We start from the raw sequence: 21874 nt of genomic DNA, 5'->3' as shown, positions 1-21874 counted from the left end.
ACGAGGCCGTCAAACAGCCGGTGTCAGCGCCCCTCGGTCCCTAGTGGCAAGGCGCAAGCGGGCGTCAGGCGCGGGTGCCGTCCGGCACGCGCGGCACAACCGAGAACACCAAGGAGAACGGCCATGGCCGTCGTCACGATGCGGGAGCTGCTGGAAAGCGGCGTCCACTTCGGTCACCAGACCCGTCGTTGGAACCCGAAGATGAAGCGCTTCATCTTCACGGAGCGCAACGGCATCTACATCATCGACCTGCTCCAGTCGCTGTCGTACATCGACCGCGCCTACGAGTTCGTCAAGGAGACCGTTGCCCACGGCGGCACGGTCATGTTCGTCGGCACGAAGAAGCAGGCGCAGGAGGCCATCGCCGAGCAGGCCACCCGCGTCGGCATGCCCTACGTCAACCAGCGCTGGCTGGGCGGCATGCTCACCAACTTCTCGACCGTCTACAAGCGTCTGCAGCGCCTCAAGGAGCTTGAGCAGATCGACTTCGAGGACGTCGCCGCGTCCGGTCTGACCAAGAAGGAGCTTCTCGTGCTCTCGCGCGAGAAGGCCAAGCTGGAGAAGACCCTCGGTGGTATCCGCGAGATGTCCAAGGTGCCCAGCGCCGTCTGGATCGTGGACACCAAGAAGGAGCACATCGCCGTTGGTGAGGCCCGGAAGCTCCACATTCCGGTCGTCGCGATCCTCGACACCAACTGCGACCCCGACGAGGTCGACTACAAGATCCCGGGCAACGACGACGCGATCCGCTCCGTCACCCTGCTCACCCGCGTGATCGCCGACGCCGTCGCCGAGGGCCTCATCTCCCGCTCCGGTGCGGGCAAGGCCGCCGAGGGCGACAAGGCTGCGGGCGAGCCGCTCGCCGCTTGGGAGCGCGACCTGCTCGAGGGCGAGAAGAAGGCCGACCCCGAGGACGCTGCCGAGGCTCCGGTCGCCGAGGTCCAGACCTCCGCCGAGACGGAGAAGGTCGCCGACGCCGAGCAGGCCGAGGTTGTCGCTGAGGCTCCGGCCGCTGAGGTTCCGGTCGCTGAGGCTCCGGCCGCCGAGGCGCCCGCCGCCGACGCTCCGGTCGCCGCCGAGGCCCCCGCCGCGGACGCCGAGCAGGCCTGACCCCTCACCCCTTCGGGTTCTGAACGGCGGGGGCGCACCAAGCCCCCGCCGTTCGGCCCGTAGATCTTCAGACTTCGAGAGAGATTCCAGGAATCATGGCGAACTACACCGCCGCCGACGTCAAGAAGCTCCGTGAGCTCACCGGCGCCGGCATGATGGACTGTAAGAAGGCGCTGGACGAGTCCGACGGCAACGTCGACAAGGCCGTCGAGGCGCTGCGGATCAAGGGTCAGAAGGGCGTCGCCAAGCGCGAGGGCCGCTCCGCCGAGAACGGCGCCGTGGTCTCGATCATCGCCGACGACAACTCCTCCGGTGTCCTGGTCGAGCTGAAGTGCGAGACGGACTTCGTCGCCAAGGGCGCGAAGTTCCAGGCCGTCGCCAACCAGATCGCCGAGCACCTCGCCGCGTCCTCCCCGGCCGACCTCGACGCCCTCCTCGGCTCCGAGATCGAGCCCGGCAAGACGGTTCAGGCGTTCGTCGACGAGGCCAACGCGAGCCTGGGCGAGAAGATCGTCCTGGACCGCTTCGCCCAGTTCTCCGGCGCCTACGTCGCCGCGTACATGCACCGCACCATGCCCGACCTGCCCCCGCAGATCGGTGTCCTGGTCGAGCTGGACAAGCCGAACGCCGAGCTTGCCAAGGGCATCGCGCAGCACATCGCCGCCTTCGCGCCGAAGTACCTCTCCCGTGAGGACGTTCCGGCCGAGGTCGTCGAGTCCGAGCGCCGCGTAGCCGAGGAGACCACGCGCGCCGAGGGCAAGCCGGAGGCCGCGCTTCCGAAGATCGTCGAGGGTCGCGTCAACGGCTTCTTCAAGGAGGCCACCCTCCTCGGCCAGCCGTACGCGCTCGACAACAAGAAGTCCGTCCAGAAGATTCTGGACGAGGCCGGTGTCACCCTGAAGCGCTTCGTGCGTATCAAGGTCGGCATCTGAGTCCGTACCGCGATCGACGCCCGACCCCGCTAGGGTCGACAGCAGTCGTCCGCGTATGTGGGCACGCGCGCGTGCGTGCCGGACGACAGCAGATCTGACGAGGAGGCCATTGCCAAGCATGGGATGCGAACAACACCCCAGCGGCAATGGCCTTCTTCGTATGTGTGACACGTAAAAGAGGCGAGAGATCCATGACCACCACCCAGGCCGGCAAGGGCGAGAAGACCGACGACGGCAAAGGCGCGGGACGCTTCATGCTGAAGCTTTCCGGCGAGGCGTTCGCCGGCGGCGGCGGACTGGGCGTCGACCCCGACGTGGTGCACAAGATCGCACGTGAGATCGCGGCCGTCGTGCGCGGCGGAGCCCAGATCGCGGTCGTCATCGGCGGCGGCAACTTCTTCCGCGGCGCGGAACTCCAGCAGCGCGGCATGGACCGGGCGCGCTCCGACTACATGGGCATGCTCGGCACGGTCATGAACTGCCTGGCCCTCCAGGACTTCCTGGAGAAGGAAGGCATCGACAGCCGGGTCCAGACCGCCATCACCATGGGACAGGTGGCCGAGCCGTACATCCCGCTGCGCGCCGTACGGCACCTGGAGAAGGGCCGTGTGGTCATCTTCGGCGCCGGTATGGGCATGCCGTACTTCTCCACCGACACCACCGCCGCCCAGCGTGCCCTGGAGATCGACGCCGAGGCCCTGCTGATGGGCAAGAACGGTGTCGACGGTGTGTACGACTCCGACCCGAAGACCAACCCCGAGGCGGTCAAGTTCGACTCGCTCAGCTACGCCGAGGTCATCACCCGCGACCTCAAGGTCGCCGACATGACCGCCATCACGCTGTGCCGGGACAACAAGCTGCCCATCCTGGTCTTCGAGCTCCTGGCGGAGGGCAATATCGCGCGGGCGGTCAAGGGTGAGAAGATCGGCACACTCGTGGGTGAACACAGCAGCCGGGCCTGACGGGACCGGCCCCGACCGGGGTCGAACCCTGACCGGGCACGGACCCCGACCGGGGGATGGACAATGTCCTGCCGGTCCGGAACCGTGCAGGAACAAGACGCGACGCAGCCGGCTGCCACCCCTACGAGGAACAGCTGCCGGGCCTACTCAAGACGCAGGAGCAAGTGGTGATCGAAGAGACCCTCCTCGAGGCCGAGGAGAAGATGGAGAAGGCCGTCGTGGTCGCCAAGGAGGACTTCGCCGCGATCCGCACCGGTCGTGCGCACCCGGCGATGTTCAACAAGATCGTGGCGGACTACTACGGTGCACTGACGCCGATCAACCAGCTGGCCTCGTTCTCGGTGCCCGAGCCGCGCATGGCGGTGGTGACCCCGTTCGACAAGAGCGCGATGCGCAACATCGAGCAGGCGATCCGCGACTCCGACCTCGGCGTCAACCCGAGCAACGACGGCAACATCATCCGGGTGGTGTTCCCGGAGCTGACCCAGGAGCGCCGCAAGGAGTTCATCAAGGTCGCCAAGACCAAGGGTGAGGACGCCAAGATCTCGATTCGCTCCGTCCGCCGCAAGGCGAAGGAGACCATCGACAAGCTGATCAAGGACGGCGAGGTCGGCGAGGACGAGGGCCGCCGTGCGGAGAAGGAACTCGACGACACCACGGCGAAGTACGCCGCTCAGGTGGACGAGCTCCTGAAGCACAAGGAAGCGGAGCTGCTCGAGGTCTGATGAACGACTCTTCCTGGGCGCCGCCGCCACAAGCCGGGTACTGGGGGCCGTCCGAGCAGGGGCCTGTCCAGGGGGCTGCCCCGGCGGGTCCCCCATACGATGCGTATGACGCGCAGCACACTCGCCCCATGCCCATCGTGCCCGACGTACCCGAACATGGCGGAGACCAGGATGACGACCGGGGGGCCGCTCGGCTGAGCGGTCCCCTGTTCCGCGACGACACACCGGCGACGGCGCCGCCCTACGGAGGCCCGTCGCAGAAGCCGCAGGAGCCCATGCCCAGCGACCCACAGCCCGCCTCCGCACCGCAGAAGAAGAGCGCGGGACGGGACCTGGGCGCGGCCATAGGGGTGGGCGTCGGGCTCGGCGCGGTGATCATCGCGTCGTTGTTCATCGTCAAGGCCGTCTTCATCGGCGTGATAGCGGTCGCTGTGGTCGTGGGGCTGTGGGAGCTCACATCGCGGCTGGAGGAGCGCAAGGGCATCAAGGCGCCTCTCGTGCCGCTGGCGCTCGGCGGTGCGGCGATGGTCGTCTCCGGTTACGTCCGGGGCGCCGAGGGTGCGTGGGTGGCGATGGCACTCACCGCGCTGGCCGTCCTGGTCTGGCGCATGACGGAGCCCCCCGAGGGCTATCTGAAGGACGTCACGGCCGGTGTGTTCGCGGCCTTCTACATCCCGTTCCTGGCCACGTTCGTCGCGCTGATGCTCGCGGCCGACGACGGCTCATGGCGGGTGCTCACGTTCCTGCTGCTCGCCGTGGTCAGTGACACGGGCGCGTACGCGATCGGCTGGCGCTTCGGCAAGCACAAGCTGGCGCCGCGCATCAGCCCCGGCAAGACCCGCGAGGGCCTGGTCGGAGCGGTCACTTTCGCGATGGCCGCGGGTGCGCTGTGCATGGAGTTCCTGATCGACGACGGCACCTGGTGGCAGGGCCTGCTCCTGGGCCTCGCGGTCGCCGCCAGCGCCACGCTGGGCGACCTCGGCGAGTCCATGATCAAGCGGGACCTGGGCATCAAGGACATGGGCACGCTGCTGCCGGGTCACGGCGGGATCATGGACCGGTTGGACTCGCTGTTGCCCACAGCTCCGGTGGTGTGGCTGCTGTTGGTGATCTTCGTCGGGTCGGGCTGACCTGCTGTTGTGTATGCGTCTGTACGTCGCTGACGTGCGGGTTTGTCGGTGAGGGGCTCGTTGTCCACAGGGCGGCGAGTCCCTCTCCGTATGTCTGCGACACTGGTACGGCCATGCCTAAGCCCGGAGAACTCACATTCGTCGCCCCGCGCGGAGCCAAGAAGCCGCCGCGGCATCTTGCCGATCTCACGCCCGCTGAGCGTAAGGAAGCGGTTGCCGCGATCGGTGAGAAGCCGTTTCGTGCCAAGCAGCTGTCGCAGCACTACTTCGCGCGGTACGCGCACGACCCCGCGGAGTGGACGGACATCCCGGCCGCCTCGCGCGGGAAGCTTCAGGAGGCGTTGCTTCCCGAGCTGATGACGGTCGTGCGGCATCTGTCGACCGACCAGGAGACCACTCGCAAGACCTTGTGGCGGCTGTTCGACGGCACGCTCGTCGAGTCCGTGCTGATGCGGTACCCGGACCGGGTGACCATGTGCATCAGCTCGCAGGCCGGGTGCGGCATGAACTGCCCGTTCTGTGCGACCGGGCAGGCCGGGCTCGACCGGAACCTCTCCACCGGCGAGATCGTGCACCAGATCGTCGATGGCATGCGGGCGCTTCGGGACGGCGAGATCCCGGGTGGTCCGTCGCGGCTCAGCAACATCGTCTTCATGGGGATGGGTGAGCCGCTGGCCAACTACAAGAGGGTGGTCGGGGCGATCCGCGCGCTGACCGACCCCGAGCCGGACGGGCTCGGCCTCTCGCAGCGGGGCATCACCGTGTCGACCGTCGGGCTCGTCCCGGCGATCAACCGGTTCTCCGACGAGGGCTTCAAGTGCCGCCTCGCCATCTCCCTGCACGCGCCCGACGACGAGCTGCGCGACACCCTCGTCCCCGTGAACACGCGGTGGCAGGTGCGGGAGGTGCTGGACGCCGGCTGGGAGTACGCGGCGAAGTCCGGGCGCCGGCTCTCCATCGAGTACGCGCTGATCAGGGACATCAACGACCAGGCCTGGCGTGGCGACCGGCTCGGGCGGATGCTCAAGGGCAAGCCCGTGCATGTCAATCTCATCCCGCTGAACCCGACGCCGGGTTCGAAGTGGACCGCCTCGCGGCCCGAGGACGAGAAGGCGTTCGTCGAGGCGATCGCGGCCCACGGGGTGCCGGTCACCGTTCGGGACACCCGCGGTCAGGAGATCGACGGGGCGTGCGGTCAGCTCGCGGCCACCGAGCGGTAACCTGGGCAACATGGCTGCGTACGTGCATCCTTAGGTACCTACATCTTCATATTCCGACAGGGGAGCGCCACAGCGCTGAGAGTGCGGTAGCCGGGCCACCGGTGGGCCGCAGACCCTCAGAACCTTGCCCAGGTCATTCTGGGTAGGAAGTTCGGTCAATACTCAAGCTGTTGCGCCCTGCCCGGGAACTGTCAGAGGTTCCCGGGCAGGGCCGCGTCTCTTCCTGGTCATCCCAGGAGGAATTCAGTGAGCAAGAAGAAGACGATCACGGCCGTCGTCGCTGTCGGTGTGGGGTTGGGGCTCGTCACGCTCTCCGCGTGCGGCTCGACCGATTCCGGTTCCGGGAGCGGTGGTGACTCCAAGACGGTGACTCTCGTCAGCCATGACTCCTTCGCCTATTCCAAGGACGTGCTGAGCGCCTTCGAGAAGGAGTCCGGGTACACGGTCAAGGTCCTCAAGGACGGCGACGCGGGGCAGGCCGTCAACAAGGCGATCCTCACCAAGGACAACCCGCAGGGCGACGTCTTCTTCGGCGTCGACAACACCCTGCTGTCCCGCGCGCTCGACAACGGGCTCTTCCAGTCGTACGACGCCAAGGGCTCGGACCAGATCCTCCCGGAGTACCGGGTCGACGAGGACAAGCACCGGGTGACGCCCATCGACACGGGCGACATCTGCGTCAACTACGACAAGGCCTACTTCAGCGAGCACAAGCTGACGCCGCCGCAGTCCTTCGAGGATCTGATCAAGCCCGAGTACAAGAACCTGCTCGTCACCGAGAACGCCTCCACCTCCTCGCCTGGCCTCGGCTTCCTGCTCGGGACCGCGGCGAAGTACGGGGACGACGGCTGGCAGGACTACTGGACCAAGCTCAAGGCCAACGGCGTCGAGGTCGTCGACGGCTGGGAGCAGGCGTACAACGAGGACTTCTCCGGGTCCGCGGGCGGCAAGAAGGCCAAGGCGGACCGTCCGCTCGTCGTCTCCTACGCCTCCTCGCCGCCCGCCGAGGTCATCTACGCCGACCCGAAGCCGACGACCGCGCCGACCGGCGTCGCGACCGGCACCTGCTTCCGGCAGGTCGAGTACGCGGGGCTGCTGAGCAACGCGAAGAACACCAAGGGCGGCGAGGCGCTCATCGACTTCCTGATCACCAAGCAGTTCCAGGACGACATGCCGCTGAACATGTTCGTCTACCCGGTGGTGGAGGGCGCGAAGGTGCCGGCCGAGTTCACGGAGTTCGGGCCGCAGGCCAAGGACCCCGAGACCATGGCCCCCAGCAAGATCGCCGAGAACCGTGACCAGTGGGTCAAGTCGTGGACCTCACTCGTACTGAAGTAACGCCCCGGGCGCGAAGGAAGTCCCGTCGGGGAGGTGCGGCGCGGCTCGGGCTGATGGCCCTGCCGATCGCGTTCTTCGGCGTCTTCTTCGCCTACCCCGTGGCGGCGATCGTGGCCCGCGGCCTCAAGGTCGACGGGGTCTGGCAGTTCGGGCGGATCGGGGATGTCCTCGCGCAGTCCGACATCCGGCACGTGTTGTGGTTCACCACCTGGCAGGCGCTTGCCTCGACCGCGCTCACACTGCTGATCGCGCTCCCCGGCGCGTACGTCTTCGCGCGTTTCGATTTCAGGGGCAAGCAGGTGCTGCGGGCGGTGGTGACCGTGCCGTTCGTGCTGCCGACGGTCGTCGTCGGTACGGCGTTCCTGGCGCTGGTCGGCCGGGGCGGGCTGCTGGACGAACTGTGGGGCGTACGGCTCGACACCACCGTCTGGGCGATCCTGCTCGCGCACGTCTTCTTCAACTACGCGGTCGTCGTCCGTACCGTCGGCGGGCTCTGGTCGCAGCTCGACCCGCGTCAGGAGGAGGCCGCCCGGATGCTCGGCGCCTCCCGGTTCGCGGCCTGGCGCAAGGTGACGCTGCCGGCCCTGAGCCCGGCCGTTGCCGCCGCCGCGCTGATGGTGTTCCTCTTCACCTTCACCTCCTTCGGTGTGGTGCAGATCCTCGGCGGTCCCACCTTCTCGACCCTCGAAGTCGAGATCTACCGGCAGACCTCGGAGATCTTCGACCTCTCCACGGCGGCGGTGCTGACGATCATCCAGTTCGTGGCGGTGGGCGCGATCCTCGCCGTGCACGCCTGGACCGTACGGCGCCGGGAGACCGCCCTGCGTCTGGTGGCCCCGGAGACGACCGCACGCCGGCCACGCGGTGCCGGGCAGTGGGCGCTGCTCGCCGGGGTCCTCGCGACCATCGCCGTGCTGCTCGTGCTGCCGCTCGCTGTGCTGGTCCAACGCTCCCTGGGCGCCCCCGACTTCGGGTACTACAGGGCGCTGACGACCGACGACAGCGGCATCTTCCTCGTCCCGCCGATCGAGGCCATCGGCAACTCGCTGCAGTACGCGCTCGCCGCCACCGCCATCGCCGTACTCATCGGCGGTCTGGCGGCCGCCGCCCTCACCAGACGGGCGGGCCGTCTCGTACGAGGCTTCGACGCGCTGCTGATGCTGCCGCTGGGCGTGTCGGCGGTGACCGTCGGGTTCGGGTTCCTGATCGCGCTGGACGAGCCACCGCTCAACCTCAGAAGCAGCTGGATCCTGGTGCCGCTCGCGCAGGCACTGGTCGGTGTCCCCTTCGTCGTACGGACGATGCTGCCCGTGCTGCGGGCGGTGGACGGGCGTTTGCGGGAGGCCGCCGCGGTGCTCGGGGCGTCGCCGTGGCGGGTGTGGCGCGAGGTCGATCTGCCGATGGTGCGGCGGGCGCTGCTGGTCGCGGCCGGGTTCGCCTTCGCGGTGTCGCTGGGCGAGTTCGGGGCGACCGTCTTCATCGCACGGCCCGACAATCCCACGCTGCCGGTCGCCGTGGCCCGGCTGCTCGGGCGCGCGGGCGACCTCAACTACGGCCAGGCGATGGCCCTTTCGACCATCTTGATGGTGGTGTGCGCGGTGGCGCTGCTGCTGTTGGAGCGGGTACGGACCGACCGGACCGGGGAGTTCTAGATGCTGCTGAGCCTTGAGACCGCGACCGTACGCTTCGGCGGGCGGGCGGTGCTCGATGCCGTCGACCTCGCGGTCGCCGAGCACGAGATCGTGTGTGTACTGGGGCCGAGCGGCAGCGGCAAGTCGACGCTGCTGCGGGTGGTGGCCGGGCTCCAGACGCTCGACGCGGGCCGGGTGTTCCTCGACGACCGCGACCAGGCTCAGGTGCCCGCGCACCGGCGGGGCGTCGGCCTGATGTTCCAGGACCACCAGCTCTTCCCGCAGCGCGACGTGGGCGGCAATGTGGCCTTCGGGCTGCGGATGCACGGGGCGGACAAGGCCGAACAGGCTGTACGGGTAAGCGAGTTGCTGGAGCTCGTCGGGTTGCCGGGCGCCGAGCACAGGGCCGTCGCCGCGCTCTCCGGTGGTGAGCAGCAGCGGGTCGCGCTGGCGCGCGCCCTGGCGCCGCGCCCCCGGCTGCTGATGCTCGACGAACCGCTCGGCCAGTTGGACCGCTCGCTGCGCGAGCGCCTTGTCGTCGAACTCCGTGAGCTGTTCGGCGAGTTGGGTACGACCGTGCTCGCCGTCACGCACGACCAGGGGGAGGCCTTCGCGCTCGCCGACCGGGTCGTGGTGATGCGTGACGGGCGAATCGCCCAGTCGGGTACGCCACTTGAGGTCTGGCAGCACCCCGCGGACGAGTTCGTGGCGCGCTTCCTCGGCTTCGACAACGTGGTCGACGCGACGGTGAGCGGGGAGGCCGCGGACACTCCGTGGGGGAAGGTTCCGGTGCCGGAGGGCACCCGGCAGGGGCCGGGCACCCTGCTCGTACGGCCCGCGGGCGTACGGCTGGTGGACGCGGTGGAGGGGCTGCGCTGCACCGTGGTCGCACGGACCTTCCGCGGCACTCATGTCGCCGTACAACTGCAACCGGAGGACGCGCCCCGGCTCGAAGCGGCGTGCACGCTCAGGGATGCGCCGGTCCCCGGTGATCAGGTCGGGGTCGAGTTCGACGCCGCTGAGATCATCGTCCTCGGCTGACCGCCCGGCGCCCGAAAATGATGTACTCGCAGCACCGTCCGCCGCATAAAGTGCGGCTCATGACGTCACTCGGAGTGCTCGGGCATGACCGCTACTGCGACGCGATCGAGGTGCAGGTACGGCAGTTGAGGGACGTGGTGACCTCGGACGGCGTCGAGCTGTCCGCCACCGTGCCGACCTGCCCGGCCTGGTCGCTGGAGCAGCTCCTACGGCATACCGGCGGGGCGTTGCGCTGGGCCGAACTCCTCGTCCGTAAAAGGGTGCAGGAGTACACCCCCGACGGGAACATTCCCCTCGGTCAGGGGCCGGAGGCCGAGGGCGATCCCGCTGCCCTGGACGCCTGGCTCGCGGAGACCGGTGAGATGCTCGTCGGCACGCTGCGGGAGGCGGGGCCCGATGTGAAGGTCTGGGGGTGGGCCGGGGTTCTCACCTCCGGTTTCTGGGCGCGCCGGATGACACACGAGCTGGCGATCCACCGCGCCGACGCGACACTCGCCGCGGGGCTGCCGTACGAGGTCGACCCCGATGTGGCCGTCGACGCGATCGACGAGTGGCTGGGGATCGTGGAGTTCGTGCAGCGGACGCAGCCGCACGACGCGGCGAAGGAACTGCGCGGGCCCGGCCGCAGCATCCACCTCCACGCCACCGACCCGCCCCCCGAGTTGAACGCCGAGTGGGTCGTCGAACTCACCGAGGAAGGTGTCGCCTGGCGCCGGGGCCATGAGAAGGCGACCGTCGCGCTGCGGGGTCCGCTGACCGACGTACTGCTGGCCTTCTACCGCCGACTGCCGCTGGATGCCGGGCGGTTGGAGGTGCTGGGGGAGCGCGAGCTGCTGGATTTCTGGCTGGAGCGGGCGACGTTCGGGTAGGTCCGTGCCGCGGGTGCCACCAGGGGCACGTACTGCGCCGCGGGTGCCCATCAGGGTCATGTTCTGCGCCGTGGGTGCCATCAGGTCATGCTGCGCCGTGGGTGCCACCAGGGGCACGTCCCTGCTCCGCGGATGCCATCAGGGTCATGTCCTGCCCCGTGGGTGCCCGTCGGGGTCGCGTCCCGCGCCGCGGCTGCCCGTCAGGGTCGCACAGGCGTGTGGCCCGTCTCCTCGATGAGGGGACGGGCCACACGTTCGTACGGTGTGAGGATCAGGCCTTCGTCGCGCCACGGCGGCGCATGCCGAAGAACACCGCTCCGCCACCGACCAGGACGAACGCACCAGCGACGCCGGCGATCGCCGGGGTGTTGGAGTTCGCACCGGTCTCGGCGAGGTTGGACTCACCGGCCGCGGGGGACGGGGCGTTGCTGCCCGTCGTGGCGGGGGCGGTGGTGCTCTCGGCGGGCGACGGGGTCGCCGAGTCCGAAGGCGTCGCCGACGGGGCGGGCGTCTCCGAGGCCGGAGGCGTCGTGGCCGGCGGAGTGGTCTCCGTGGACGTGCACGCCTTGTCCGGCACGGTCAGGTTCGGGGAGATGTCCTCGTCGACAGCGTTGTTCTCGGCCTTGATGTGGACGCGGTACTTGGCCTTGGGGGCCCAGTCCTCCGAGAACGTGACGGTGGCGCCCTCGCGGGTGCCCACCACGGTCTCCTCGCCGACGAGCTTCGCGTCGGCGCCGTTCGACTCGAGGTAGACCGACACCGTGGCCTTCACGCCCGAGGCGTCGATGTCGGTGACGGAGATGGTGCCCTTCCCGCTGTCGTCGCACGCGGCGACAGCGGTGAAGTCACGGATGTTGCAGGCCATTGCGTTGCCGGCGACGCCGAGCGCGAGCGCGGCCGTGGCTGAAGCAACACCCAGGATTCGCACAGAACGTGCGGTACGGCGAGATATGGACACGATTGCCCTTCACGGGATGCGCAACTGCGGGGGGTGAGAGGGGCGTTCTGCTGCTCTGCTGCGACAACAGCGCCCCCAGTAGCCTCACTGGTTTATAAGCGCCAGCTAAGTGCTGTCAATGCATATGCCCTTGCCGAGGCGTTGGCTTTACCTTGTCGTTAACCACCGAGACGTTTGAGTGCGTCCGGAGCGTCCTCGATACGGTCAACAAGGGCGATTCGGGACTCCATCGCGCGCTCACGGGCGAGCGACTGGAGGAGGGGCCACGTCGGGTGCTTCTCGGTCCAGTGGGCGCGGTTCACGAGAACCATGGGCGTCGGCTCGCCACGGGACTCGTAGTAGTTCGGCGTCGCGTTGTCGAAGATCTCCTGTACGGTCCCGGCGGCGCCCGGCAGGAAGACGACGCCCGCATTCGAGCGGGCCAGCAGGCCGTCCTCGCGGGTCGCGTTGGCGAAGTACTTGGCGATGTGCGCGGCGAAGGCGTTCGGCGGCTCGTGGCCGTAGAACCAGGTGGGGATGCCGACCGAGGCGCCACCGGCGGGCCAGCGCTCGCGTACGTCGAAGGCGGCGCGTGCCCAGTCGGTGATCGAGGGGGTGAACGACGGCGCCCGCGCGAGGAGTTCGAGGGCCTCGGTGAGCATCTCGTCGTCGAAGGGGGCCGCGTACGCGCCGAGGTTCGCCGCCTCCATCGCGCCCGGGCCGCCGCCGGTGGCGACCGTGTAACCGGCGCGCGCCAGCTCACGGCCGAGGCGCGCCGCCCCCTCGTACGCCTGCGTGCCCCGTGCCATCGCATGGCCGCCCATCACGCCCACCACCCGCGCGCCGACGAGGAGTTCGTCGAGTGCGTCGGAGACCGAGTCGTCATGGATCGCGCGGAGCATCGACGAGAAGACGTCGCCGTCGGCCTTGGTCTGCTGGAACCAGGCGTACGCGCGGGCGTCCGGCGTGGCTTCGTAGCCCGCGTCGAGCCGCTCGAAGAGTTCGTCGGGGGAGTAGAGCAGGCCACGGTAGGGGTCGAAGGGCACGCCGGGGACGGGCGGGAAGACCAGCGCACCCGCCGCGCGTATCCTCCCCGCCGCGTCGGCGTCCATCGGGCAGCCGAGGAAGACGGCGCCCGCGGTGTCCAGGGCCAGCAGATCCCTCGTACGGGCCGTCAGGTCGACTGCCTGAACACGGAAGTGGGCGAGTGAGCCGTGCTTCGAGACCACCTCGTCGAACTCGGCGAGGGACTCGATCTCACGGTCCTGGGAAGCGTGGCTGGGGGTCGGTTGCGGCTGCACGCGGCCATGCTAGGCGCACGGGCGGCGGGGTTCGGGGGCGGCCCGGAAATGCGGCCGGGCTGGGGACGGGGTCGCCGGGGGCGGTGGGGGTGGTGGGGGCGAGGGGTTGCAGTTGGTGGTGCTTGAGGGGACGAGGGGCTGCTGTGGTGGTGCTGGGGAGGCGCGGGGCGGCAGTGGTGGTGCTGGGTGGGCGCGGGGCGGCAGTGGTGGTGCTGGGTGGGCGAGGGGCTGTGGTGGTGGTGAGTGGGCGGGGGCTGTGGTGGTGCCGAGGGGCTGCGGTAGGTGGTGGGGTGCCTTGGGCGACCTCGGGCGGGGCGGGGCGTTGGGGCGCCCGGTGCCGCACGCATGCCGCCTGTGCCCGGCGTTCGCGCCCGTGCCGGGCTTGCCGCTCGTGCCCGGCGCCCGCGGTTGTGGCTCGGGCCTGCCACCTGTGCCCGGCGCTCGCGCTTGTGGCTCGTGCCCGGCGCCCGCGCCCTGTGCCCGTGGCCGCGCTTGCCGCTCGTGCACAACGCTCGTGCCCGGCGCCCGCGGTTGTGGCTCGGGCCTGCCACCTGTGCCCGGCGCTCGCGCCTGTGGCTCGCGCCCGGCGCCCGCCGCTAGCACCCGCGCTCGTCGCCCACGCCCGCCACCCGTGCCTGCCGCCCACTGCCCCCCCCGTACGCCGGCCCCGCCCCCGTACGCCGCCCCCGTACGCGCCCATGTCCTCTGTCGTGAGGGAGCCGGGCGCCCGTGTGTGTGGGTCAGCCCTGGACCGCTGCCGGGTCCATCCACGTGACCTCCCAGGTGTGGCCGTCCGGGTCGTCGAAGGCGCGGCCGTACATGAAGCCGTGGTCCTGGGTCTCGCCCGAGGCCGAGCCGCCCGCCGCGATGGCGTTGTCGACGAGTTCGTCGACCTTCTCGCGGCTCTCGGCGCTCAGACACAGCAGGACCTCGCTGGTCTTGGTGGAGTCCGCGATCTGCTTCTTCGTGAAGTCGGCGTAGCGCTGCTTGCTCAGCATCATGGCGACGATCGTGTCGCTGATCACCACGCAGGCGCAGTCGTCCGTCGAGAACTGCGGGTTGATCGTGTAGCCCAGCTCGGTGAAGAACTTCTTCGAGGTGTCGACGTCGGCGACGGCCAGGTTCACGAAGATCATCTGCTGGTACATGTCCAGGTCTCCCATCGGTGCGGTACGGCGCTGTGGTGTCGTACGCAGGGATAGACCGGGGGTCCGCGCGGAACTCATCGCTCGGCGCGGACTTTTCTTCTCCGGGCGGTCAGCCGACCAGGGGGAGCGCCGCAAGTTCGGCGACCGCCCAGGTCAGCGGCCCGAATACGGCGAGCAGCGCGCCCACCCGCAGGGCGGCGGCGCTCCGGAGCATGGTCGCAGGCGCGCCCAGCCGTAGCAGTGCCGCCGTGGTGTCCGCGCGCGCCTGCTTGGCCTCCAGGGCGGCCGTCGCCAGGGTCAGCAGGGTGCACCCCGCGACCACCAGGACGCCGAGGGTGGTCAGCGGACCGAAGTCGGGGCGTGCGCCGGTGTAGAGCGTGGCCACCGCGTACCCCCCCGACGCCACCGCGCACACCACGCCGAGCGGCTGCCCGATCCGTCGCGCCTCCGCCTGGAGCACCCGGCCGGCGAGCAGCCGCACCGCGCCCGGTCGTACGGCCTGGAGCAGCCGCCCGCAGGCGTAGGTGATCGCAGGCCCGGCAAGCGCCAGGCCGACCGCGGTCAGAGCCCAGCCGGCCAGCACCCCGGCGGGGCCGCCCGCGAAACCGCCGGGCAGCGCGTGACCGGGGGCCGCGCCCGAACGGCTCGCGTACGTCTCCACGGCGAGGCCCGCCGCGAGCACGGCGGCGCCCCAGGGGAGGCCGCCCGGGGCGGTCTGGGAGGTGGGCGGGAGCCCGGGGACTTCGAGGAGCCGCGGGTCGTGGGTGCTCATGTTGTCGTCCGGGCTCGCGTCGCTGCGGGCGCTGCCGGAGCGGTCGTATGCGGCTGCGTCGTGCGACGCGGAGGCGGCGGTGACGTCGTACGTGTCCGCCTTCCTGGTGGCGGCGCTGATGTCGTACGTGTCCGCGCCCCCGGTGGCGCCGGTGATGTCGTACGTGTCCACGTCCCCGGCGGCGTCTGGCTGAGCGTGCGTCCGCGTGCCCTTTTCGGCCTGCTGGGGGTCGGACGCGCGGCCCTTCCCCGCATGTCGAGGCGCGCGCCGGGGTGTGCGCGCCGGGGCGTTGCCCACCGCGCCAGCGCGTGCCGCGAGCCACGCGCCCCCGCGGCGTACCGTCGCGTCCCGCGGACGCAGTACCACCGCGCTCGCCGCCGACGCCGCCAGCGGCACCAGTGCGAGCAGGGTCAGCGCGGCGGGCAGCGGGAGCGGCTGGTCCGCGGCGAGGAACTCCGCCGCCGCGCCGTCGAAGGGCATCCCCGTCAGGTCACCGCGCAGGTGCAGGAAGAAGAGCAGGGCGAGCAGTGAGCCGAGGGTGCTGGACAGGGCGGTGGTGACCGCCGCGATGGCCATCAGACGGCCGGGGCCGAGTCCGATGGCCGAGAGCCCGGGGCGTGGTCGGGTGCCCGGGTCGGTGCGGGCGACCGCGACCGCGAAGTACACGGTGGCGGCCAGCGGAGCGGCGCACCAGGTCAGGCGGAGCACCGAGGCGGCCGAGGCGTCCGGATGCGCCATGGCGTACCCCAGCGTGCACAGCAGCAGGAAGCCGGTGGCCGCCGACGCGGCGGTGACCAGGAGCCGGCGCAGCTGGACCAGGGGGTCGGCCCTGCGGGCTAGACGGAGAGCGAGCACGCGGCCCGGCCTTCCGACTCGGTGACCGGCGGCAGATGGACGGTGTTCACGCGCCGCCCGTCCAGGAGCGAGACCGTGCGGTCGGCGAGCGCCGCGATCTCCGCGTCGTGTGTGGCCAGGACGACCGTGATGCCGTGTGAACGGGCCGCCGTGGTGAGCGTACGCAGCACATGGGCGCGGTCGGCGCGGTGCAGCGGGGCGGTCGGCTCGTCGGCGAAGAGCACGGTGGGCGAGGGGACGAGCGCGCGGGCGACGGCGACGCGCTGGCGCTCGGCCTGGAGCAGGTCGTGCGGGCGCTTGCGGGCGCAGTTGCCGATGTCGAGGCGCTCCAGCCACTCCAGGGCGGCGGTCTTGGCGGCCCGGCGGCCGCAGCCGCGGAGCATCAGCGGCAGCGCGGCGTTCTCCCAGGCGTTCAGCTCGGGGACGAGGATCGGACTCGGGTCGATCCAGCCGAAGCGGTCGCGGCGCAGCCGTTCGCGGGTGAGTGGGCCCATGGTGTGCACGGGCGTGCTGTTGAACCAGATCTCGCCCTGGTCCGGCAGGAGCTGGCCCGCCAGGCACCGCAGCAGCGTTGTCTTGCCGCTGCCGCGCGGGCCGCCGACGGCGAGGATCTCGCCCTCCCGGACGCCGAGCGAGACACCGCTGAGCGCGGGCGAGCCGTTGTGCTTGACGTGCAGGGCGCGTGCCCAGATCACGTCGTTGTCAGGCGGGGCCACCATCGCGTACACCTCGGTTCAGATCTGATTTGCCTTGCCAAGTCCCCCGGTCGGGGGAACGAAGGCAGGGCCGATCGGTCACTGGGCACGCTAGGTAGTCGGGGCCGGGAGGCCGGACAGCACGCGGCCCCGGGCGGCCCATTCTCACTCGAACGGGCGGCACCGGGGCCGGTGTTGATCACAGGATCACAAGGATCCGGGGACCGGGGCGCGGGGCGCGGCTCAGAGCTTCGTCCACGCCTCCGTCAGTACCTGACGGACGATCCCCTCGATCTCGTCGAAGGTCGACTGGTCGGCGATCAGCGGCGGCGACAGCTGGATGACCGGGTCACCGCGGTCGTCGGCGCGGCAGTAGAGGCCGTACTCGAAGAGCTTCTTGGAGACGAAGCCGTAGAGCACGCGCTCCGACTCCTCGTCGGTGAAGGTCTCCTTGGTGGCCTTGTCCTTCACCAGCTCGATGCCGTAGAAGAAGCCGTTGCCGCGGACGTCGCCGACGATCGGCAGGTCGTGCAGCTTCTGCAGGGTCTGGAGGAAGTTCGCCTCGTTGTCCAGCACGTGCTGGTTGAGGCCCTCGCGCTCGAAGATGTCGAGGTTGGTGAGCGCCACCGCCGCGGAGACCGGGTGGCCGCCGAAGGTGTAGCCGTGCAGGAAGGTGTTGTCGCCCTGGTAGAACGGCTCGGCGATGCGGTCCGAGATGACGGTCGCGCCGATCGGCGAGTAGCCCGAGGTCATGCCCTTGGCGCAGGTGATGATGTCCGGGACGTAGTCGAACTTGTCGCAGGCGAACATCGTGCCGAGGCGGCCGAAGGCGCAGATGACCTCGTCGGACACGAGCAGCACGTTGTACTTGTCGCAGATCTCGCGGACGCGCTGGAAGTAGCCGGGGGGCGGCGGGAAGCAGCCGCCCGCGTTCTGCACCGGCTCCAGGAAGACCGCGGCGACGGTCTCGGGGCCCTCGAAGAGGATCTCCTGCTCGATCTGGTCGGCGGCCCAGCGGCCGAAGGCCACCGGGTCGTCGCCGTGGATCGAGGCGCGGTAGATGTTGGTGTTCGGCACCTTGTGCGCGCCCGGGACGAGCGGCTCGAAGGGGGCCTTCAGGGCCGGCAGGCCGGTGATGGACAGGGCGCCCTGCGGGGTGCCGTGGTAGGCGACCGCGCGTGAGATGACCTTGTACTTCGTGTGGTTGCCGGTGAGCTTGTGGTACTGCTTCGCCAGCTTCCACGCGGTCTCGACGGCCTCGCCGCCGCCGGTGGAGAAGAACACCTTGTTCAGGTCGCCCGGCGCGTAGTGCGCGAGGCGCTCGGCGAGCTCGACGGCCTTGGGGTGGGCGTAGGACCAGATCGGGAAGAAGGCCAGCTGCTGCGCCTGCTTGAACGCCGTCTCCGCGAGTTCCGTGCGGCCGTGCCCCGCCTGGACCACGAACAGGCCCGCGAGACCGTCGAGGTAGCGCTTGCCCTTGTCGTCGTAGATGTAGGTGCCCTCACCACGCACGATGGTGGGAACGGGCGCGTTCTCGTACGAGGACATGCGGGTGAAGTGCATCCACAGGTGGTCGTACGCGGTCTTGCTGAGGTCCTTGGTGCTCACGGCTATCGGGTTCCCCACATGTAGGTCTGTTTCTTGAGCTTCAGGTAGACGAAGCTCTCGGTGGAGCGCACGCCGGGGAGGGCCCGGATGCGTTTGTTGATGACGTCCAGCAGGTGGTCGTCGTCCTCGCAGACGACTTCTACGAGGAGGTCGAACGAGCCCGCGGTCATCACCACGTACTCGACTTCCGGCATCGCGGTCAGGGCGTCGGCCACCGGCTCCAGATCACCCTCCACGTTGATGCCCACCATCGCCTGCCGGCGGAAACCCACGGTGAGCGGGTCCGTGACGGCGACGATCTGCATCACGCCCTGGTCGAGCAGCTTCTGGACGCGCTGACGCACGGCCGCCTCGGAGAGGCCGACGGCCTTGCCGATCGCGGCGTACGGGCGGCGTCCGTCCTGCTGGAGCTGCTCGATGATGGCGAGGGAGACGGTGTCCAACGAGGGACTGCCGTTCCTGGACTCGCGGGAGTCCCTGGGGTCTGCGCTTCGACTGGCCACGGCTTCACTCTGCACGACGTCTCGACGGATCCGCAAGGCCGATGCGATGAAATTCGTTGTTTAGGGGTGTCAGTGTTGCGGATTTCGCAGTTCTGGGGCGATCGGGGGTGTTGAAAACGTGGGTGCACGGATTAGGGTGGGTGTCTCAGTGAATGGACATCCGACGTCACCTGAGGTCATGGATGTCCGCAGTCATCCGAAGTCATCCGAAGCCAATGGACACCTGAACCTGGAGGGCCGGCAGTGAGCACCGAGCTGCGTCGTCTGCGCAACTACATCGATGGTGAGTTCCTGGACGCCGCCGACGGGCGGACCACCGAGGTCATCAACCCCGTGACCGGCGCGGCGTACGCGACGGCACCGCTGTCCGGTCAGGCGGACGTGGACGCCGCGATGGCGGCCGCCGCCGCGGCCTTCCCGGCCTGGCGCGACCAGACGCCGTCCGAGCGTCAGCGCGCGCTCCTCAAGATCGCGGACGCGTTCGAGGAGCGTGCCGAGGAGCTGATCGCGGCCGAGGTGGAGAACACCGGCAAGCCGATCGGGCTGACCCGCTCCGAGGAAATCCCGCCGATGGTCGACCAGATCCGCTTCTTCGCGGGCGCCGCCCGGATGCTGGAGGGGCGCAGCGCCGGCGAGTACATGGAGGGCCTGACCTCCATCGTCCGCCGCGAGCCGATCGGGGTCTGCGCGCAGGTCGCGCCGTGGAACTACCCGATGATGATGGCGGTGTGGAAGTTCGCCCCCGCGCTCGCGGCCGGCAACACGGTTGTCCTGAAGCCGTCGGACACGACTCCCGCCTCCACCGTCCTGATCGCCGACATCATCGGCTCGATCCTGCCCAAGGGCGTCTTCAACGTCGTCACCGGCGACCGCGACACCGGCCGCCTGATGGTCGAGCACCACACCCCGGCGATGGCCTCCATCACAGGCTCCGTGCGCGCGGGCATGTCGGTCGCCGAGTCGGCGTCCAAGGACCTGAAGAGGGTTCACCTGGAGTTGGGCGGCAAGGCTCCGGTCGTCGTCTTCGAGGACACCGACATCGCCAAGGCCGTCGAGGACATCTCGGTGGCGGGCTTCTTCAACGCGGGCCAGGACTGTACGGCCGCCACCCGCGTGCTGGTCCAGGAGACCATCCACGACGAGTTCGTGGCCGCGCTCGCCAAGGCCGCCGCCGAGACGAAGACCGGGCAGCCGGACGACGAGGACGTGCTGTACGGCCCGCTGAACAACCCCAACCAGCTCAAGCAAGTCTCCGGGTTCATCGAGCGGCTCCCCGCCCACGCCAAGGTCGAGACGGGCGGCCACCGGGTCGGCGAGGTCGGCTTCTTCTACGCGCCGACCGTCGTGTCCGGTCTCAAGCAGGACGACGAGATCATCCAGAACGAGGTCTTCGGTCCGGTCATCACCGTCCAGTCCTTCACGGACGAGGCGCAGGCCATCGAGTGGGCCAACGGCGTCGAGTTCGCCCTCGCCTCCTCGGTGTGGACGAAGGACCACGGACGGGCGATGCGGCTGTCGAAGTCCCTCGACTTCGGCTGCGTGTGGATCAACACCCACATCCCGCTGGTCGCCGAGATGCCGCACGGCGGCTTCAAGAAGTCCGGCTACGGCAAGGACCTTTCGGCGTACGGGTTCGAGGACTACACGCGGATCAAGCACGTGATGACGTCGCTGGACGCGTAGTACGAACACATCAAGTGCACGGCCCCGGACGGGAGTTGATCCGTCCGGGGCCGCGCCCTTCCCCCCCTCCGCGATGGTCAGGCGTTCTTGGTGGCGCCGGTCAGTGAGGGGAGGCCCTCGGTGGCGCCGGGCTCGATGCGCTCGCCTTTGCCCTTGCCGGGCAGGCCCGGGCGGCCGGGCAGGCTGCCGGGCGTGGCCGGGAGGGTGATGCCGGCTTCCTTCAGGAGTGGCGCGCACTTCTTGACCGCGGCGCGGTACTTCTTCGTGACCGGGTTGAAGTCGCCGCCCTTCAACTTCACCTGTAGACGGACCGATCCGTCGTCGGCCTTGACCGCGTGGAAGTCGGGGAACTGCTTCTGGCCCTCGCCGCGCATGCAGCGGGCGAACGCCTTGTTGGCCTCGTTGACATCGTCCGGGGCGTCGTCGGTCGGGGCGTACGCCACCCCGATGCTGCCGGCTCCGATGGGAGGCCGGTCGGTGCCGGGCGAGGCGCTGGGTGTGCCGGAGGGTTCGGACGCCGTGGCCGCCGACGCGGTGACCGTTCCGAGCGTGACGGCGGTGATCAGGACGCAGGCCAGGACGAGGCGCCGGGGCCGGTTCGCCAGTGCGGGCATGTGGGTTCTCCTGTCGTGGTAGTGGTGCTTGCCTTCCTCCACACAAGCCCGCGGGCGGTAACGGCACGGGAACGGCCGGGCTTATGCCTGTGTAACCGCCGCGTCGGCACACTGACCGGCATGCGTGTGCTGGTGGTCGAGGATCACGAAGAACTCGCCGAGACCGTCGCAGGGGGGCTGCGCCGCCACGGGATGGCGGTCGACCTCGCGTTCGACGGTCCTACGGCGCTGGAGCGCGCCCAGGTCAACGGCTACGACGTCGTCGTACTCGACCGCGACCTGCCCGGGATGCACGGCGACCAGGTGTGCCGGACGCTGGCCGCCGAGGGTGGCAGGGCCCGGGTGCTGATGCTCACGGCGGCCGGGACGGTGGCCGATCGGGTCATGGGCCTCGGCCTCGGGGCCGACGACTACCTGCCCAAGCCGTTCGCGTTCACCGAACTCGTCGCACGGATCAGGGCGTTGGCGCGCCGTTCGCAGCCCGCGCTGCCGCCGGTCCTGGTCCGTGGCGAGCTGCGGCTGGACCCGGCGCGGCGGCAGGCGACCCGCGAGGGCACGGAACTCGCCCTCAGCCCGAAGGAGTTCGCGGTGCTGGAGATGCTGCTCGGCGCGCAGGGAGCCGTCGTGTCGACCGAGGAGCTGCTGGAGCGGGCGTGGGACGAGGCGGCCGATCCGTTCACCCACACCGTGAAGGTGACGGTGAGCCGGTTGCGGCGGAAGCTGGGGGAGCCGGGGGTCATCGAGACGGTCGAGCGGGCGGGGTACCGGATCCTATGAAGTTTTCTCCGCATCCGACGAAG

The 21874-nt window shown here is 69.7% G+C and carries 20 protein-coding genes and 1 riboswitch; of the genes, 12 read left to right on the top strand and 8 right to left on the bottom strand.

From position 1 onward, the window contains the following. The first annotated feature begins 123 nt into the window (after positions 1–123). The 10 genes from rpsB to ACIPC1_RS05710 all read left to right on the top strand — a co-directional run bounded on the left by rpsB (position 124) and on the right by ACIPC1_RS05710 (position 10958). Positions 124–1110 carry a 30S ribosomal protein S2 gene (gene rpsB, locus ACIPC1_RS05755; RefSeq protein ID WP_402513598.1) on the top strand — a complete coding sequence of 329 codons (987 nt, stop codon included), beginning with the start codon at positions 124–126 and terminating at the stop codon, positions 1108–1110. A gap of 95 nt (positions 1111–1205) precedes the next feature. Further along, the gene (tsf, locus tag ACIPC1_RS05750; protein WP_402513595.1) at positions 1206–2042 is read left to right on the top strand and encodes a translation elongation factor Ts; all 837 of its coding nucleotides are present in this window, start codon (positions 1206–1208) and stop codon (positions 2040–2042) included. Between the two features lie 191 nt (positions 2043–2233). Beyond that, a complete protein-coding gene (gene pyrH / locus ACIPC1_RS05745) occupies positions 2234–3004 on the top strand; it encodes a UMP kinase (RefSeq protein ID WP_385731298.1) in 771 nt (256 codons plus the stop codon). Between the two features lie 167 nt (positions 3005–3171). Then, positions 3172–3729, top strand: a complete 558-nt coding sequence (frr, locus tag ACIPC1_RS05740; RefSeq protein ID WP_327432044.1) for a ribosome recycling factor — start codon at positions 3172–3174, stop codon at positions 3727–3729. Continuing rightward, positions 3729–4859, top strand: coding sequence for a phosphatidate cytidylyltransferase (locus ACIPC1_RS05735; RefSeq protein WP_402513593.1), 1131 nt, complete (start codon positions 3729–3731; stop codon positions 4857–4859). The genes frr and ACIPC1_RS05735 overlap by 1 nt, the downstream gene beginning before the upstream one ends. A 113-nt stretch (positions 4860–4972) precedes the next feature. Then, positions 4973–6079 carry a 23S rRNA (adenine(2503)-C(2))-methyltransferase RlmN gene (rlmN, locus tag ACIPC1_RS05730; protein ID WP_266474585.1) on the top strand — a complete coding sequence of 369 codons (1107 nt, stop codon included), beginning with the start codon at positions 4973–4975 and terminating at the stop codon, positions 6077–6079. 48 nt (positions 6080–6127) lie between these two features. Continuing rightward, positions 6128–6246, top strand: a riboswitch (TPP riboswitch). A 79-nt stretch (positions 6247–6325) separates the two neighbouring features. Then, positions 6326–7417 carry a thiamine ABC transporter substrate binding subunit gene (locus ACIPC1_RS05725; protein WP_402513590.1) on the top strand — a complete coding sequence of 364 codons (1092 nt, stop codon included), beginning with the start codon at positions 6326–6328 and terminating at the stop codon, positions 7415–7417. Further along, positions 7393–9069 carry an ABC transporter permease gene (locus tag ACIPC1_RS05720; protein ID WP_402513587.1) on the top strand — a complete coding sequence of 559 codons (1677 nt, stop codon included), beginning with the start codon at positions 7393–7395 and terminating at the stop codon, positions 9067–9069. The genes ACIPC1_RS05725 and ACIPC1_RS05720 overlap by 25 nt, the downstream gene beginning before the upstream one ends. Next, a complete protein-coding gene (locus ACIPC1_RS05715; protein WP_402513586.1) occupies positions 9070–10089 on the top strand; it encodes an ABC transporter ATP-binding protein in 1020 nt (339 codons plus the stop codon). A 59-nt stretch (positions 10090–10148) separates the two neighbouring features. Continuing rightward, complete coding sequence (locus ACIPC1_RS05710; RefSeq protein WP_402513583.1) at positions 10149–10958, top strand: maleylpyruvate isomerase family mycothiol-dependent enzyme; 810 nt, start codon at positions 10149–10151, stop codon at positions 10956–10958. 271 nt (positions 10959–11229) lie between these two features. Here ACIPC1_RS05710 and ACIPC1_RS05705 read toward each other — a convergent pair whose 3' ends face one another. The 7 genes from ACIPC1_RS05705 to ACIPC1_RS05675 all read right to left on the bottom strand — a co-directional run bounded on the left by ACIPC1_RS05705 (position 11230) and on the right by ACIPC1_RS05675 (position 18792). Then, complete coding sequence (locus tag ACIPC1_RS05705; RefSeq protein WP_402513582.1) at positions 11230–11886, bottom strand: LAETG motif-containing sortase-dependent surface protein; 657 nt, start codon at positions 11884–11886, stop codon at positions 11230–11232. 188 nt (positions 11887–12074) lie between these two features. After that, positions 12075–13196, bottom strand: a complete 1122-nt coding sequence (locus ACIPC1_RS05700; protein WP_402513581.1) for an LOG family protein — start codon at positions 13194–13196, stop codon at positions 12075–12077. A 740-nt stretch (positions 13197–13936) separates the two neighbouring features. Next, the gene (locus tag ACIPC1_RS05695) at positions 13937–14344 is read right to left on the bottom strand and encodes a VOC family protein (protein WP_384378821.1); all 408 of its coding nucleotides are present in this window, start codon (positions 14342–14344) and stop codon (positions 13937–13939) included. A 109-nt stretch (positions 14345–14453) separates the two neighbouring features. Then, positions 14454–15971 carry a hypothetical protein gene (locus ACIPC1_RS05690; protein WP_402513580.1) on the bottom strand — a complete coding sequence of 506 codons (1518 nt, stop codon included), beginning with the start codon at positions 15969–15971 and terminating at the stop codon, positions 14454–14456. Then, positions 15953–16690 (bottom strand): ABC transporter ATP-binding protein, encoded by a 738-nt coding sequence (locus ACIPC1_RS05685; RefSeq protein ID WP_402513578.1) that lies wholly within the window; start codon positions 16688–16690, stop codon positions 15953–15955. Before ACIPC1_RS05685 ends, ACIPC1_RS05690 begins: the two co-directional genes overlap by 19 nt. 219 nt (positions 16691–16909) lie before the next feature. Continuing rightward, entirely contained in the window at positions 16910–18292 is a 1383-nt protein-coding gene (locus ACIPC1_RS05680) for an aspartate aminotransferase family protein (RefSeq protein ID WP_402513577.1), read from the bottom strand. Beyond that, positions 18277–18792 carry an Lrp/AsnC family transcriptional regulator gene (locus ACIPC1_RS05675; protein ID WP_365428805.1) on the bottom strand — a complete coding sequence of 172 codons (516 nt, stop codon included), beginning with the start codon at positions 18790–18792 and terminating at the stop codon, positions 18277–18279. The genes ACIPC1_RS05680 and ACIPC1_RS05675 overlap by 16 nt, the downstream gene beginning before the upstream one ends. Positions 18793–19020: 228 nt before the next feature. On the opposite strand from ACIPC1_RS05675, the gene ACIPC1_RS05670 reads away from it, so the two are divergent. After that, positions 19021–20460, top strand: coding sequence for a gamma-aminobutyraldehyde dehydrogenase (locus tag ACIPC1_RS05670; protein WP_402513575.1), 1440 nt, complete (start codon positions 19021–19023; stop codon positions 20458–20460). 77 nt (positions 20461–20537) lie between these two features. Here ACIPC1_RS05670 and ACIPC1_RS05665 read toward each other — a convergent pair whose 3' ends face one another. Continuing rightward, positions 20538–21074: a hypothetical protein gene (locus ACIPC1_RS05665; protein ID WP_402513572.1), complete on the bottom strand. Its 537-nt coding sequence runs from the start codon at positions 21072–21074 to the stop codon at positions 20538–20540. Positions 21075–21194: 120 nt separating this feature from the next. Here ACIPC1_RS05665 and ACIPC1_RS05660 point away from each other — a divergent pair, with 120 nt between their 5' ends. Then, positions 21195–21851 (top strand): response regulator transcription factor, encoded by a 657-nt coding sequence (locus ACIPC1_RS05660; protein WP_384378803.1) that lies wholly within the window; start codon positions 21195–21197, stop codon positions 21849–21851. The last annotated feature ends 23 nt before the right edge of the window (positions 21852–21874 follow it).

The organism is Streptomyces sp. NPDC087263 (genome assembly GCF_044744645.1).
Lineage (GTDB): Bacteria > Actinomycetota > Actinomycetes > Streptomycetales > Streptomycetaceae > Streptomyces.
Note: the sequence above shows the minus strand (reverse complement) of the source record. Positions and strands in the feature narration are given on the sequence as shown.